This window comes from Streptomyces sp. NPDC092369 (genome assembly GCF_044755245.1).
Taxonomy (GTDB): domain Bacteria; phylum Actinomycetota; class Actinomycetes; order Streptomycetales; family Streptomycetaceae; genus Streptomyces.
This window is the reverse complement of record NZ_JBIVQP010000002.1, coordinates 1,136,236-1,151,154: the sequence shown is the minus strand read 5'-3', so window position 1 is coordinate 1,151,154 and position 14,919 is coordinate 1,136,236. Positions and strand designations below refer to the sequence as shown.

The window sequence follows — 14,919 nt, the reverse complement described above, 5'->3', positions numbered from 1 at the left end:
AGCGAAACGCCCCTGCCTCAGTGACGGGTATCACGCCGAACCCGGTGTAGGCGGCACTCTTTGTCCGAAGCCCACGAACACCCCGCGCCCCCCTTTGTCGGGCGCTGACGGTGATCGGCGCGCGTGCCCCGGGTTAGCGTCACTCTGTCCCCGACTGCCCCGAACCGCGGAGTCCCCATGAGCACCGCCACAGCCGCCCCCGTCGCCACCGGCAAGGTCATCGCCGACCTGCTCCCGGCCTCCCGCGTCCGCGACCTCGCGCTGGTGCTCGGCGGCGCCGCGCTCACCGGCCTCGCGGCCCAGATCGCCGTTCCCGTGCCCGGCTCCCCGGTGCCGGTGACCGGCCAGACCTTCGCCGCGCTGCTCGTCGGCACCAGCCTCGGGGCCCGCCGCGGGGTCGCCGCCCTCGCCGTGTACGCGCTGGCCGGTCTCGCGGGGATGCCGTGGTTCGCCTCCGGTCTCTCCGTCTCCTTCGGCTACATCCTCGGCATGATCCTGGCGTCCGCCGCCGTCGGCGCCCTGGCCCGCCGCGGCGCCGACCGCTCGGTGCCGCGCATGGCGGCCACGATGCTGCTCGGCGAGGCGATCATCTACGCCGTCGGCGTGCCGTACCTCGCCGTCGCGGCCGGCATGTCGGCGTCCGCCGCGATCGCGGCCGGCCTCACCCCGTTCCTGCTCGGCGACGCGCTGAAGGCGGCGCTGGCGATGGGCCTGCTGCCGACGGCCTGGAAGATCGCGAACAAGGGCTGATCTGCCTGCTGTTGTGCTTGAGGCTCGCCGGGTCGCGTACGACCCGGCGAGCCTCTTCTTGTGTTTCCCGGTGTTTCCCGCCCCCTCGCGGTGCTCAGGCGCGCCGCGCCGACGGCTTCCTCGTCGACCACCACAGCCCGGCCGCGCCGGCCGCCAGCAGGGTCGCGCCCGCCGCCCCCAGCGGCAGCACGTCACTGGCGGGACCGGTCTTGGGCAGTTCGTCGCCGCCCGGCGCCACCGGCTTGTTGTCGGTGCCGAGGAGCAGCGGGGTGGCCGGAGCGTTCGGCGACGGGTTCGTCGTACCGAACGGGACCGGGCCCTGCTGCCAGTACGTCTTCTTCCCGTCGCCGGTCTGGACGGGCAGACAGATCTTGCCGGTCTTGCTCAGGTCGTACGTGGCGTCCACCGCGTACGACTTCGACTTTCCGGCCGCGAGATTGTCGATGGGACAGGCGAATCCGCTGTTCGAACCCTCCGGAAGATTCGCTGTGTCGATCTGGGAACAGCCTTGAACGCTTTTGACCGTGAGGCCGTCGAAACCGACGACCAATAGCTGGATCTTTCCGCTGTCCTTGGTCCCTTCGTTCTTCACCGCGGCGGTGATCGCCGTCTTTTGCGAGCCGTTGTCGACCGAGATCTTCGAGGGCAGGGTGGTGGTCAGTTTCACACCCGCGGGTGCCTCGTCGACGGCCTTTCCGCCCTTGCCGCTGGCGGGACCCTGATCGTCCGCGCTGGCGGTGAACGAAAGGATCATCACCGTCGAGAAAGATGCCGCGACCAGCGATCCCACGATGGTCGTCGTGCGACGAGAACTCATGTTCACATCCCCCTTGGCTGCGCCTGAATTCGCAGTACTTGAAGAGCTACCACAAGATTTCTCACCACTATGCTGGTACGGCATGAAGTGTGACCATTGTGTATCCGTACAGGCGTGGTGGGGATAACCGAGGGGGTGCAGCGGATTGCCGGGGAATACGGGAAATACGAGAAGCGGTGGGGTTCCAGGGTTGCTGGTGACGGGGCGCTATCGCCTGGTCGAAAGTATCGGCCAGGGGGGAATGGGGCGGGTGTGGCGAGCCGCCGACGAAATACTCGACCGCCCGGTCGCCGTCAAGGAGATGCGCATAGACGGCCTGGACGCGGAGGACACCAGGACCCGGCGCGAACGCACCCTGCGCGAGGCCCGGGCCACCGCCCGGATCGACCATCCCAACGTCGTGCGCGTGTACGACGTGGTCGACGAGGGCGAACGCCTGTGGATCGTCATGGAGCTGGTCGTCGGCCGCTCCCTGGAACAGATGACCGTGCAGGACGGGCCCCTGAACCCGCGCCAGGCCGCCCGCATCGGCGTCGGCCTGGTCACCGCGCTGCGCCAGGTGCACGAACGCGGCGTCCTGCACCGGGACATCAAGCCCGGGAACGTCCTGGTGGAGGACGCCGGAGAGCGCGTCGTCCTCACCGACTTCGGCATCGCCGCGATGCAGGACGCCAAGGCACTCACCATGGTCGGCATGCTCGTCGGCTCGCCCGACTACATGGCGCCCGAGCGCATATCCGGCCGCCCCCAGGGCCCGCCCTCCGACATCTGGTCCCTCGGCGCGACCCTCTGCGCGGCGCTCGGCGGCCGCTCCCCCTTCTCCCGCGACACCACGCTGGCCACGCTCCACGCGGTCCTCTACGAGGAGCCCCAACTGCCCCTCGCGGCAGGCCCGTTGCGGGACATCCTGGCCGCGCTCCTGGAGAAGGACCCCACGGTCCGTCCCGGCCTGGAGGAACTGGAGGCGGCCCTGCGCCCGGTGGCGTTCCCGCCGACGCTGGTGACGTTGCCCGTGGGCGGGGGAGAGGCGCCCGCGGGAGAGCCGGAGGAGGTGCGGGAGACAGAGGAGGCAGGGACGGCAGGGGAGGTACGAGCGGAGGCCGAGGGAGAGGCGGCCGAAGGGGAGGAAGAGGAACCGGTACGGGCGGAGGAGCCCGACCCGTCCACCCCGCCCCCGCCCCCACCACCGCCTCCGCCCTCCGTCCACACCCGGGTCCTCCGCCTGCCCCGCGACCCACGGCTGGCCGAACCCATCGAGGACGCGCCGCCGACCCAGCGCCCCGCCTCCGCCGAAGCCCACTCCGAACTGCGCTCGGAGGCCCATTCGGAAGTCCAGTCGCAGTCCCCGACCCCCACCGAGATCCCGATCACGCCGTCGGCACCGCCCACCCAACGGCGCTCGGGCGTCTCCCTGGTCCGCGCCCAGGCCGTGACCCAACAGCGTCCCGAACCCGCCAACAGCCCTGCCCCGGCCACCCGTTCCGCCGCACCCCGTCCCGACCTGGGCCCCCATCCCCTCCGCACACCCGCGGCCGACCTCCCCGACCTCGCGGTCCCGGCCACCCCGAGTCGCGGTCGTCGCCGTGCGGCTGTCATGGCCGCCGTCGGAGTGGTCACCGCCGGTGCCGTCGTCGCGGTCGTCCTGTTGGCCAACTCCGGCTCAGCGGGCGGCGATCGGGCGGACGGGTCCACGTCCCCGCAGGCCTCCTCGTCCGCATCCACATCTCCCTCCGGCCCCTCCAGCCCATCGCCCACCGTCGAGGGCACCGCGCGCCCGCAGAGCCTGCCGCCGGGCGCGCACCGCGAAGCCGGTGGGTTCGCGTGGGCGACACCCACCGGCTGGCGGCGAGATCTGAAGACGGGGGCGGAGGTGCACTACACCTCGCCGGACGGCGGGCAGGAGCTCGTGGGCAAGTCGTCCATCGCCCGCGGTGATCTGATGCGGAGCTGGGAGACCTCGGAGCAGAACGCCCACCAGGGCCAGGGCTACCGGAAGATCCGGCTGGAGCGGACGACCTTCCGCGGCAACCCGGCCGTCGTGTGGGAGTACACGTTCACGCTCAAGGGCGTCCAGTGGCACGCCCAGTTGCTGGGCTTCGACCAGGAGGGAAGGTCGTACCAGATCAATACCTGGTACCAGCCGCCGATCGAAGCCCAGGCCCTGAGGACCTACGACACGGTCAAGGACAGCTTCACGGTGCTTTGACCTTGGCCACCGGCGCGTCGGCGGGCTCGCCTTGGGCCGGCACGCCCAAGGCGGCCCTCGAAGTGCCCCGCCGCACCCGCTCCTTGATGAAGGCGATGGCGAGCACGACCGCCGCGACCAGCAGCGACAGCAGTACGGTCTCGCGTCCGTCGTGCTCGGTGTCCGTGAGCATGTAGGCGAGCACGAACACGATCAACCCGGCCGTCGCCCAGGTCAGATACGGGTACAGCCACATCTTCACGACCAGCTTCTCCGGCGCCTCGGCCTGGATGATCCGCCGCATGCGCAGCTGCGAGAAGCAGATGACCAGCCAGACGAACAGGGCCACCGCGCCACTGGAGTTGACCAGGAAGAGGAAGACCGAGTCCGGGAACTTGTAGTTGAAGAAGACGGCGACGAAACCGAAGACGACGGAGCAGACGATCGCGGTCAGCGGCACACCGCGAGAGGTCGTCCGCGCGAACGCCTTCGGCGCGTCCCCGCGCTCGCCGAGCGAGAAGGCCATGCGGGAGGCCGTGTAGAGGCCGGAGTTGAGACAGGAGAGCACCGACGTCAGCACGATGAAGTTCATGATCTGGCCGGCGTGCGCGATACCGAGCGAGTCGAGGGCGGCGACGTAGGAGCCCTGGTCCTTGATCGAGGCGTCGTCCCACGGGAGCAGGGTCACGACGATGAAGATCGAGCCCAGGTAGAAGACGCCGATCCGCCAGATGATGCTGTTGGTCGACTTGGTGACCGCGCGCTGCGGGTCCTCGGACTCGCCCGCGGCCAGGGTGGCGATCTCGCTGCCCATGAAGGAGAAGACGACGAGCAGGACGCCGGTGAGGATGGCGCCGGGGCCGTGGGGCAGGAAGCCGCCGTGGTCGGTGAGGTTGCCGAGGCCCGCCTTGTCGCTGTCCACGCCCGGCAGCACGCCGAACACCGCGAGCGCGCCGACGACGATGAACGCGCCGATCGCGACGACCTTGATCCCGGCGAACCAGAACTCGAACTCGCCGTAGGAGCCGACCGAGACCAGGTTGGTGGCCGTCAGCACCACCATCACGATCAGCGCCCAGCCCCACTGGGGCACGGCCGGGATCCAGCCCTCCAGGATCTTGGCACCGGCGGTGGCCTCCACCGCCAGCACCACGACCCAGAAGAACCAGTACAGCCAGCCGATGGAGAACCCGGCCCAGCGGCCGAGCGCGCGGTCGGCGTGGGCGGAGAAGGAGCCGGAGGTGGGGTTCGCGGCGGACATCTCGCCGAGCATCCGCATCACGAGGACGACGAGCGTGCCGACGAGGGCGTACGACAGCAGGATGCCGGGGCCCGCGGTCGCGATGCCGGAGCTGGAACCGACGAAGAGGCCGGCGCCGATGACGCCACCGATGGCGATCATCGACAGATGCCGGTTCTTGAGTCCGGCCTGCAGACCAGTCATGGGGGGAATTCCTTTGCGCCGGGTGAGCGGTCTCCCGTACCGGGGGGTGTACGGGTCGGTCCAGTGAATCCGAGGCGAATTGATTCGTGAACCTCTGAATCCAGATCGTTACTTGAGGTTTTCTTGAGGTTCGGTGGTGGAGGGCGGATTTTTCCGGCTGGACACCCGGCGCTGCTTCCCCGAAACAGCCGTGTCACACTCGGACCATGCGTGTGTATCTCGGTTCCGACCATGCCGGCTTCGAACTCAAGAACCACCTCGTGGAGTGGCTCAAAGAGGCAGGCCATGAGCCCGTCGACTGCGGCCCGCACATCTTCGACGCCGAGGACGACTACCCGCCGTTCTGTCTGCGCGCCGCGGAGCGCACGGCGGCCGACCCCGAGGCCCTCGGCATCGTGATCGGCGGCTCGGGCAACGGCGAGCAGATCGCCGCGAACAAGGTGAAGGGCGTCCGCGCGGCCCTGGCCTGGAGCGAGGAGACCGCCTCGCTGGGCCGGCAGCACAACAACGCGAACGTCGTCGCCGTGGGCGCCCGTATGCACACCGCGGACGAGGCCACGAAGTTCGTCGAGACCTTCCTGGGCACCCCGTTCTCCGAGGGTGAGCGTCACATCCGCCGGATCGAGATGCTCGCCGCGTACGAGACGACGGGCGAACTGCCCCCGATCCCGGCCCACCACCCGCAGCAGGACTGAGCCTCACCATCGGGCCGCCCCCGGGGACCGGGTCCCCGGGGCTGGAAAGGAACGGACACCGTGCCAGAGGGGCACACGATCCACCGGCTGGCGTCGGACTACGCCGACCGCTTCGCCGGCACGGCACCACGGGTGACCAGCCCCCAGGGCAAGTTCTCGGACGCAGCAGCACTCCTCGACGGCGCCGGACTCACCCGCACCGAGGCCCACGGCAAGCACCTCTTCCTGGGTTTCCGCGACAGCGATTGGGTCCACATCCACCTCGGCCTGTTCGGCAAGGTGACCTTCGGCGACGCGCCCGCCCCGCCGGCCACCGACACGGTCCGGCTACGGCTCGCGAACACCACCTCGTACGTCGATCTGCGCGGCCCCACCACCTGCGCGCTGATCACGGACACCGAGAAGCGGGCGATACACGGGCGCCTTGGCCCCGACCCGCTGCGCGCGGACGCCGACCCGGCGACGGCGTACCGGCGGATCTCCCGCAGCCGTACGACGATCGCCGCACTTCTCATGGACCAGAAGGTGATCGCGGGGGTCGGGAACGTCTACCGCGCCGAGGTCCTCTTCCGGCACGGCATCGATCCCTACCGCGCGGGCAAGGACCTCACCCCGGCCGAGTGGGACGCCGTCTGGGCCGACCTGGTCGGCCTCATGCGCGAGGGCGTCCGCAACAACCGCATCGACACCGTCCGCCCCGAGCACCTGCCGGAGGCGATGGGCCGCCCGCCACGCGTGGACGACCACGGCGGCGAGGTCTACGTCTACCGCCGGGCGAACCTCCCCTGCCACATCTGCGGCGGCGAGATCAGCACCGCGGGCCTGGCCGCCCGCAATCTGTTCTGGTGCCCGGGCTGCCAGCAGCGCTGACCTGGTCCGGGTGGGGCGCGCCGCGTTGTGGAGCGGGTGCGGCGGCCGCGGTGTCAGCCGCGGCCTTGCCACCCGAGCGACATCCCCACCCACGTCCGCGGCGGCGCGGCCGACACTGCCGGGCCCGCCGCCCGCGATCCTTCTTGCTGCCGCAACCAACGGCAGAAGTGGGAGTGTTCAGGCGCGCTCCGCGCCCTGGAGGTGGCGTGCTAGAACCCGTGCGGCAGCCACGGCGTCGCCGTGGACGCGAGTGCGAGTGACGCCTCCGCCAGCGCGCCGGGGCGCAGTTCCCGTACCCGCCCTGCGTCGGCGAGGGCGCCCAGGGTCACGCCGCCGAGGTAGGCCGCCCCCAACTCCCGTACGGACAGGGCGAGATCGGCCCGGTCCTCGGTGCGTGCGCAGGACGCGCCCTTCTGGTCGCCGGACAGCCGCCAACGCCCCGTGTTCCAGGGGCAGAAGGCGTCCTCGACGTCGAACACCACGTCCACCGGCGCCTGGTAGGTGCGCGCCTCCAGTGCCGCTCCGACGTCCACCAGACGCACATGCAGCGAGTCCCGGACGCGCAGCCCGCAGCGCCGGATGTCGGACACCATGTGCAGCCACGCCTCGTCCAGCGGACGCCCGCGCGCGGTCAGCGACGACGTGAGGTCGATCTCGAACAGGAACCGCCACACCGCCGCGTGCGCCGCCGGGTCGAGGGCCTCGGTGTCCTGCACGATCACCGTGCCCTTGGGCCCGTTGATCTCCCAGTCGGGCTTCACCCGGAACCGCGCGTACCCGACGACCTCGCCGTCCCGCTCCGCGAGCACGCACTGCAGCGGTGACGCGCCGTCCCGCTCGCTCTCCGGGTCCAGCACCCACAGCCGCTCCCATCCGGGCACCCGGGCGAGCATGCCGGGCCGCCCGGCCACCTTGCGCGCGTACACCGCCTCGCAGGCGTCGACGGCGTCGACCGGAGTGACGTACCGCAGGCGCACCTCGTCGGTGCCCGGCGGCACGGACAGCCGGACCCGGGTGGTCTCCACCTCGACGTTGGCGTGGTGTGTGCCGACGCCGTACCCGAACCGCCCGTAGATCGCGGGCTCGGAGGCCGTCAGCACGGCCAGCGGCTCGCCCCAGGACCGTACGTCGTCCAACTGCCGCCGCATCATCGACGTCAGCACCCCGCGCCGGCGGTGCGTGGCGGCCACCGAGACCATGGTCACGCCGGCCGCCGGCACCGCGGCGCCGCCCGGCACGGTCAGCCGGAAGGCGAAGGCGCCCGCCGTGCCGACGCACGTGTCACCGTCCCAGACACCGATCGAACGGTCCGTCTCGGTGCGTTCGCGCCACAGCGCCCGCTCCTCCGATGATTCCTGCACCCCGCCGAAGGCGCGGATGAGAGTGTCGTACCACTTGTCCCAGTCGTCCTGCCGCAGCACCCGCATGTCAGTCCCCATGAACCATGCCTATCAGGGCATTGCGTGACGAGCGAGGGAATTTCTCCTTGACGGCGACGGATCGGCTTCCTGTGAAGTTCACTGTGAAGTTGAGCCTCGGACGGGGGACAAGTGGGACCTCCCGTGCCAAGCGGCTGGTCCGATGGATAGGGTCCCGAACTAATGGCAGCAGGACGAGAGCGGCGCGCGGAAGCCGACACGTTCACGGCCCGGTTGAAGATGCAGTGGCACCGGGCTCGCGTCGGCATGCGCCGAAGCGCCGTGGACTACTTCCGCGGCGACGGCTCCGACTGGGTCGCGCTGGCCGGACTGCTGCTCACCGTCCCGATCATCGCGGCCACGACCCTCGCCAACTCGGTGTGGTGCTCGCCCGCCGCGCTGGTCCTGCCGATCGTCGCGGGCGGCCTGCTGCTGCGTCCCGCGAGCCTGCTCGCGCTCTACGCGGCCGCGGCCACCGCGCTGATCGTGGAGTCCGTCGAGCTGGGTCCGTACACCGAGGGGCCGTCGCGGGTCACGCCCGGTGTGGTGCTGGTGGTCGCCGCGTGCGGGTTCTTCGGACTGCTGGTCGCGCAGTTCCGCAGCCGGGTGGGTGTGCCGTGGCGGCGGGGCGGCACGATGCTGTTCGACCTGCGTGAGCGGATCCGGGTGCAGAGCAAGTTGCCGACGCTGCCGGACGGTTGGCACCGGGAGATGGCCCTGCGTCCGGCGGGCGGTCAGTCCTTCTCGGGCGACTTCGTGGTCGCGGCCCGCACGAACGGCGGCCGCACGATGGAGGTGGTCCTCACGGACGTCTCCGGCAAGGGCATGGACGCGGGGTCGCGTGCGCTGCTGCTGTCGGGAGCGTTCGGAGGCCTGCTGGGCTCCCTGCCCCCGCACGCGTTCCTCCCCGCGGCCAACGGCTACCTCCTCCGCCAGGACTGGGACGAGGGCTTCGCGACCTCCATCCACCTGGTCCTGGACCTCGACTCCGGCGACTACGAGCTCTACTCCGCGGGCCACCCGCCCGGGCTCCAGCTCAGCGCGGGCAGCGGCCGCTGGGAGGAGAAGGCCGCCGACGGTCCCCTCCTGGGTGTGTACGACGGCGCCCAGTTCGACCCCGTGAAGGGCTCGCTGCGCCCCGGGGACGTGTTGATGCTGTTCACGGACGGCCTGGTCGAGACCTCCGACCGGGACATCGTCGAGGGCATCGACCGCCTCACGGGCGAGGCCGACCGCTATGTGGCGGGCGGCTTCCACGGCGCGGCCTGGCACCTGATCGAGGCGGTGGCCAAGGACGTGAACGACGACAGGGCGCTGCTGCTGGTGTGCCGCGAAGGTCCGACGGCGGCGGCGAGGCAGGCTTAGCCTCCTGGCGGCACGACTGCCGAGAAACGGCACGGTGGGGTTTTCCCCCGGCCGGATCCGCCAGCCGCCCTCATCGTCCCGGCCCCCTCCGATCCGTACGTTCGAGACATGTCATCGGACCGGAAGAAAACAGGCATGCCGGACGTGCCGGGCGAGTGGGCCGTGGAACTCCACGGAGTGACCCGTCGCTACGGCCGCGGCAGCACCGCCGTACACGCCCTGCGCGGCATCGACCTCACCCTCCCCCGCCGCAGCTTCACCGCCGTGATGGGCCCCTCCGGCTCCGGCAAGTCCACGTTCCTGCAGTGCGCGGCCGGCCTCGACCGCCCCACGCGCGGCACCGTCCGCCTCGGCGGCACGGACATCACCGGCATGAAGGAGAACAAGCTCACCGCCCTGCGCCGCACCCGCCTCGGCTTCGTCTTCCAGGCCTTCAACCTCCTCCCGTCCCTCACGGTCGAGCAGAACGTCGTCCTGCCGACCCGCCTGGCAGGCCACCGCCCCGACCGCCGCCGCGCCGCCGAGGTACTCGCCCAGGTCGGCCTGGCCGACAAGGCCCGCCGCCGGCCCGGCCAGCTCTCCGGCGGCCAGCAGCAGCGCGTCGCGATCGCCCGCGCCCTGGTCACCCGCCCCGACGTGGTCTTCGCCGACGAGCCCACCGGCGCCCTGGACACCACGACGGCCGCCGAGATCCTCGCCCTGCTCCGCGATGCCGTCGACACCCACGGCGCCACGGTCGTCATGGTCACCCACGACCCCACGGCCGCCGCCTGGGCCGACCGCGTCCTGTTCCTGGCGGACGGCGAGATGGCCGACCACCTCGACCGCGCCCCGGCCTCGACGATCGCGTCCCGCATGACGGCCCTCACCACCCGCCCGACCTACGCACCCGCGGCGGCGTGATGACGACCCCACCGCACCCCGCCCACGCGGGCCTCCCGGCCACCGCCCCGCCGACCTTGCCTGCCCCAGCCACCCCCAACTCCCGACGGACCTCGTGATGTTCGCCCCCAACGGCCTCGCCCGCGCGGCCCTCCGCTTCCGGCCCTCCGCGTTCGTCGGTACGTTCGTCGCCCTCGCCATGGCCGCGATGATCACGTCGGCCTGTGGCATCCTCCTGGAGACCGGCGTACGGGCCGAGGTCCCCGCAGGCCGGTACGCCGCCGCCCCCGTCGTGGTCGCCGCCGATCAACGCGCCCACTACGGGCACGGCGACGGCGCCGACAGCGAACCGATCACCGACCGGGCTCGGCTCGACGACTCGCTCGCGGCCACGGCGGCCTCGGCACCCGGCGCACGCGCAGCCGTCGCCGACGTGACTTTTCCCGTCGGCAGTCCCAACGGCCCCCTCACCGCCCACAATTGGACCTCCACCACCTTCACCGGTGAGCACCTCACCGCCGGCCGCGCGCCCCACCCCGGCGAGGTCGTCCTGGGCGGGAAGGCGGCCTCCGTCGGAGAGCGCGTCAGCCTCAACACCCCGGACGGCGCCCGCACTTACCGCGTCTCCGGCACCACCGACACCCACAACGCCACCGTCTGGCTCGCCGACTCCGACGCGCTGCGGGTCTCCGGCCACCCGGGGAAGATCGACGCCGTCGCGGTGCTCCCGAAGGGCGGAGTCAGCACGCAGGACCTCAAGTCCCAGGTGGCGCACGCCCTCGGTGGGCGGGCCGAGGTCCACACCGGCGGCGACCGCGGCGGCGTCCAGGATCCGACCCTGGCCGAGGCCAAGGAGACGCTCATGGGGATCGGCGGCTCCTTCGGCGGCATCGCCACGATGGTCGCCGTCTTCACCGCGGCCGGCACCGTCGCGCTCGCCGTGGGCCAACGCGCCCGGGAGTTCGCCCTGTTGCGCGCCCTCGGTACCACCCCGCGCCAGATCCGCCGCACGATCGCCACCGAGACCCTCCTGATCGCCCCGCTCGCCGGCGCCCTCGGCTGTCTGCCCGGAATCGCCCTGGCCCGTTGGTGGCTCGGGCAGCTGAAGGACAAGGGCGCGGTCCCGCGGGCCGTGGACTTCGCCGTCTCCTGGATCCCGCTCGTCTCCGCGACCGGCGCGGTCCTGCTCACCGCCCTCGGCGCCGGATACATGGCCGCGCACCGCAGTTCCCGCATCAAGCCGGGCCAGGCCCTGACCGAGGCGTCCGTGGAACGGCTGCGCCCCGGCTGGATCCGCACGCCCCTCGGTATCGCCGCCGCGGCCGGCGGCTGCGTCTGCGCGGGCCTGTCCGCCTCCCTCACGGGCGAGGACGCGGCCAACGCGGCCCTGGGCATCGTCTGCCTCTTCATGCTCGCCGTGGCGCTCCTCGGCCCCTTCGTGGCCCGCGCATGCGCCGCCCTGTTCGGCCTCCCGCTGCGCGGCGCCGGCGCCCCGGCCGCGCTGGCCGCCGCCAACTCCCGTACCAACGCCCGCCGGTTGGCCTCCGCGATCACCCCGATCGTCCTCGCGATGGCCTTCTCCTCGGTCCTCGTCTTCATGCACACCAGCGAGGAACGCGTCACCGCCGACCAGCAGCACGCCGGCCTCCTCGCCGACCACGTCGTCACCGCCGACCCGGGCCTCACCCCGGAGGCCGTACGACAGGCCGGGCGCGCCCCCGAAGTCACCGCCGCCATCGGCCTGTTGAAGACCTCCGTGCTCGTCCCGATCACCGGCGGCCTGGACTCGGCCACCGCGCAGGGCGTCACCGGCTCCGTCCGCGACCTGACCGCCGTACAGGATCTGGACGTGGAACACGGCCGACTCTCGCTGAAACCGGGGGAGATCGCCGTCGACGCCTCCCTCGCCGACAACGTCGACGTCAAGGTCGGCGACCGGTTCCCCCTGCGCCTGCCCGACGGCACCAAGGCCTCGCCGGTGCTCGTGGCGACGTACGGACGTGGCATGGGTCTGTCCCAGGTCACCATGGCCCGCGCCGACCTCGCGACCCACGTCAGCTCCGCCTTCGACAGCGAGTTGTGGACGAAGGGCGGTACGGAGAAGGGGCTGAAGGCCTTCGGTACCGTCCTGGACCGTGGTGACTACACCACCGCGCAGTCCGTCGACCGCGAGCTCAACGCGTGGGCGAACGGTGTGATGGCCGGGGTCCTCGGCGGGTTCGCGGCCGTCGCCGCCGTCAACACCCTGGTGATGACCGTCCTCGACCGGCGCGGCGAACTCGGCACGCTCCGCCTCATCGGCTCCACGCGCCGCCAGGTGCTGCGCATGATCCGCTGGGAGGCCCTCCTGGTCGCCCTCGCGGGCATCGCCCTCGGCACGGCCATCGCCCTCGCCACACTGGTCCCGATGATGAACGGGCTGACGGGACAAGGGCCTTACATCCCGCCGCTGATCTACGGCTCCTTCGCCGGCGCGATCGTCGTCCTCGGCCTCGCGGCGGTGACCCTTCCCGCCCGCGCGGCCCTGCGCAAGGAGACACTGGACGAGTGACCAGCACCGAACCGATGACCCTGACCGAGGTCGAGGCCACCGCGCGCGCCGCCCACGAGGGTCAGACCGACAAGGCGGGACGGCCGTACGCCGAACACCTGGCGGCCGTCGCCGAGGGCGTACGCGCGCGGGGCGGCGACGACGACCAGATCGCGGCGGCCTGGCTGCACGACGCCGTCGAGGACGACGCGCTCTCCGCGCACTGGCTGGAGGAGGCCGCGCTGAGCCGGCGTACGAAGGACATCGTGCTCGCCGTCACCAAGCGGGCGGGGGAGGCCCCGGAGGCGTACGCCCAGCGCATTCTCGACACCCCGGGCGCCCTGCTGGTGAAGCGCGCGGACCTGGCGCACAACGCGGACCCGGCCCGTATCGCCCGCCTCGACGACGAGGCGACCCGGACACGGCTGACCGAGAAGTACGCGCGGATGCGCGCGCTTCTCGGCCTGGACGGTGACTGAGAGGTTCTAGGCGGAGACCTTCTCGCGCCGCTCCCGCTGTTCCTGCTGCTCCCGCGTCTCGCGGTCGCGGGCCGCGTCCGCCGGGTCGGGCTTGAAGGCCCACCTCATCTCGGGCTCCATCGCGAACTTGAAGACCCGGCGCACCGGCGCGGTGCACAGCGCGGTGACGACGGCGCCCGCGACGAGCGTCACGAAGATCTCGCCGAGCGGCCGGTGCAGCCACTTCGGCTCGAACCAGCCGTAGTACTCACCGGCCTTGATGACGAAACCGTGCAGCAGATAGCCGTAGAGCGTGCCCGCGCCGAGGGTCGTGAACCACATCCGGCGGCCCGGTACCCAGGCGAAGAAGCAGGCGGTCAGCAGTACCGAGCAGCCGAAGAGCGCGAGCACCATGACCGGCCCGGACCACCAGGGCGCCAGCAACTCCTGGGCGGCGTCACGGTGGTAGAACCACGCGGCGTTCATCCGCGGCACCGCCCACCAGCCGATGGCCAGCGCGAGGGCGAAGACCGGCACGGCCACGATCCGCATCCTGCGCGTGCGCACCATCCGGAAGTGCTCCGGCTTCAGGCACAGCCCCAGCACGAAGTACGGCAGGAACTGCAGCACCCGCTGCAGGTCCAGGTCGTCGCCGATCGCCGGCGACACGGACGCGAACATCGCCACGCCGAGCGCGATCGGCAGCGGCCGGCGGACGCTCTTCCACAGCGGGGTGGTCAGCCGCCAGATGAACAGCGCGACCAGGAACCAGGTCAGGAACCACGGGTCGAGCAGCGTGATCCGCATGCCCGGGTCGTCGTTGCCGTAGCGCTGGAAGAGGCTGTACGCCGTCTCGAAGATCACGTACGGGACGAGGACGCCGGTGACCAGCCGCCTGAGGCGGTCGGGGCGCATGTCGAAACTGCGCGAGAAGAAGCCGGAGATGATGATGAACGCCGGCATGTGGAAGGCGTACACGACCGTGTAGACACCCTCGAGGATGCGGCTGCCGCCCTTCAGCGGCTCCCACGAGTGGCCCATGGCGACCAGCACGATCGCCAGGTACTTGGCGTTGTCGAAGAACGCGTCGCGCTGTTTGTCGGGTGTGCGCCGGGTCGCCTCTTGGAACATCTGAGGCACCCTAGTGGCGCTCCCGCGTATTCGTAAAACTCGCCGCGTCATTCCTGGTTGGCGCGTTGGGAGGCGTCCCGGAGGCCTTCCGGCCGCCCGTCTTGTCACGTTTAATCCCGAAGAAATGACGCATAACGGCAGCGGTCAACTCCTGTGAAATTTCTGCTCGAAATGCCTGCGAACACACTGTGTGGGTATGGAAACCATGCCGCCGAATTACCGGTTGGGGCGCTCAGGGGCTCATGGGCAAGGCAAAGGTCGGGCACAGGAGTGGCCGACGATGCCTCACGGGCCGCATACCGAGGCCGGGTTGGTGGCACGATGGTCCTGGCGGGGTGCGCGAGGTCGCGTCCCCCGGGCCGGGTGAGCGGACC

At 71.3% G+C, this 14,919-nt stretch carries 12 protein-coding genes; 8 read left to right on the top strand and 4 right to left on the bottom strand.

Annotated features, from left to right (window positions below):
• Positions 1 to 177 precede the first annotated feature (177 nt).
• Entirely contained in the window at positions 178 to 750 is a 573-nt protein-coding gene (locus ACIQI8_RS14820; protein ID WP_402349245.1) for a biotin transporter BioY, read from the top strand.
• A gap of 94 nt (positions 751 to 844) precedes the next feature.
• Here ACIQI8_RS14820 and ACIQI8_RS14815 read toward each other — a convergent pair whose 3' ends face one another.
• A complete protein-coding gene (locus ACIQI8_RS14815) occupies positions 845 to 1,567 on the bottom strand; it encodes an LPXTG cell wall anchor domain-containing protein (RefSeq protein WP_402349242.1) in 723 nt (240 codons plus the stop codon).
• Between the two features lie 241 nt (positions 1,568 to 1,808).
• On the opposite strand from ACIQI8_RS14815, the gene ACIQI8_RS14810 reads away from it, so the two are divergent.
• Positions 1,809 to 3,773 (top strand): protein kinase, encoded by a 1,965-nt coding sequence (locus tag ACIQI8_RS14810; RefSeq protein ID WP_402350456.1) that lies wholly within the window; start codon positions 1,809 to 1,811, stop codon positions 3,771 to 3,773.
• Here the strand turns inward: ACIQI8_RS14810 and ACIQI8_RS14805 are convergent.
• Positions 3,760 to 5,196, bottom strand: coding sequence for an amino acid permease (locus ACIQI8_RS14805; RefSeq protein WP_402349239.1), 1,437 nt, complete (start codon positions 5,194 to 5,196; stop codon positions 3,760 to 3,762). The genes ACIQI8_RS14810 and ACIQI8_RS14805 overlap by 14 nt on opposite strands.
• A 206-nt stretch (positions 5,197 to 5,402) precedes the next feature.
• Between ACIQI8_RS14805 and ACIQI8_RS14800 the strand changes: the two genes are divergently transcribed.
• Both ACIQI8_RS14800 and ACIQI8_RS14795 read left to right on the top strand, forming a co-directional pair.
• The gene (locus ACIQI8_RS14800) at positions 5,403 to 5,891 is read left to right on the top strand and encodes a ribose-5-phosphate isomerase (RefSeq protein WP_402349237.1); all 489 of its coding nucleotides are present in this window, start codon (positions 5,403 to 5,405) and stop codon (positions 5,889 to 5,891) included.
• Between the two features lie 60 nt (positions 5,892 to 5,951).
• Positions 5,952 to 6,761, top strand: a complete 810-nt coding sequence (locus ACIQI8_RS14795; protein ID WP_402349234.1) for an Fpg/Nei family DNA glycosylase — start codon at positions 5,952 to 5,954, stop codon at positions 6,759 to 6,761.
• 209 nt (positions 6,762 to 6,970) lie between these two features.
• On the opposite strand, the gene ACIQI8_RS14790 is transcribed toward ACIQI8_RS14795, so the two are convergent.
• Positions 6,971 to 8,200, bottom strand: a complete 1,230-nt coding sequence (locus tag ACIQI8_RS14790) for a GNAT family N-acetyltransferase (protein ID WP_402349231.1) — start codon at positions 8,198 to 8,200, stop codon at positions 6,971 to 6,973.
• Between the two features lie 162 nt (positions 8,201 to 8,362).
• On the opposite strand from ACIQI8_RS14790, the gene ACIQI8_RS14785 reads away from it, so the two are divergent.
• From ACIQI8_RS14785 to ACIQI8_RS14770, 4 genes are all read left to right on the top strand, one after another.
• Entirely contained in the window at positions 8,363 to 9,544 is a 1,182-nt protein-coding gene (locus ACIQI8_RS14785; RefSeq protein ID WP_402349228.1) for a PP2C family protein-serine/threonine phosphatase, read from the top strand.
• Between the two features lie 108 nt (positions 9,545 to 9,652).
• Positions 9,653 to 10,447 carry an ABC transporter ATP-binding protein gene (locus ACIQI8_RS14780; protein ID WP_402349225.1) on the top strand — a complete coding sequence of 265 codons (795 nt, stop codon included), beginning with the start codon at positions 9,653 to 9,655 and terminating at the stop codon, positions 10,445 to 10,447.
• 97 nt (positions 10,448 to 10,544) lie between these two features.
• Positions 10,545 to 12,977, top strand: coding sequence for an ABC transporter permease (locus ACIQI8_RS14775; protein ID WP_402349223.1), 2,433 nt, complete (start codon positions 10,545 to 10,547; stop codon positions 12,975 to 12,977).
• A gap of 14 nt (positions 12,978 to 12,991) precedes the next feature.
• Positions 12,992 to 13,435, top strand: coding sequence for an HD domain-containing protein (locus ACIQI8_RS14770; RefSeq protein ID WP_402350453.1), 444 nt, complete (start codon positions 12,992 to 12,994; stop codon positions 13,433 to 13,435).
• A gap of 6 nt (positions 13,436 to 13,441) precedes the next feature.
• Here ACIQI8_RS14770 and ACIQI8_RS14765 read toward each other — a convergent pair whose 3' ends face one another.
• A complete protein-coding gene (locus tag ACIQI8_RS14765; RefSeq protein ID WP_402349220.1) occupies positions 13,442 to 14,545 on the bottom strand; it encodes an acyltransferase family protein in 1,104 nt (367 codons plus the stop codon).
• Between the last annotated feature and the right edge of the window lie 374 nt (positions 14,546 to 14,919).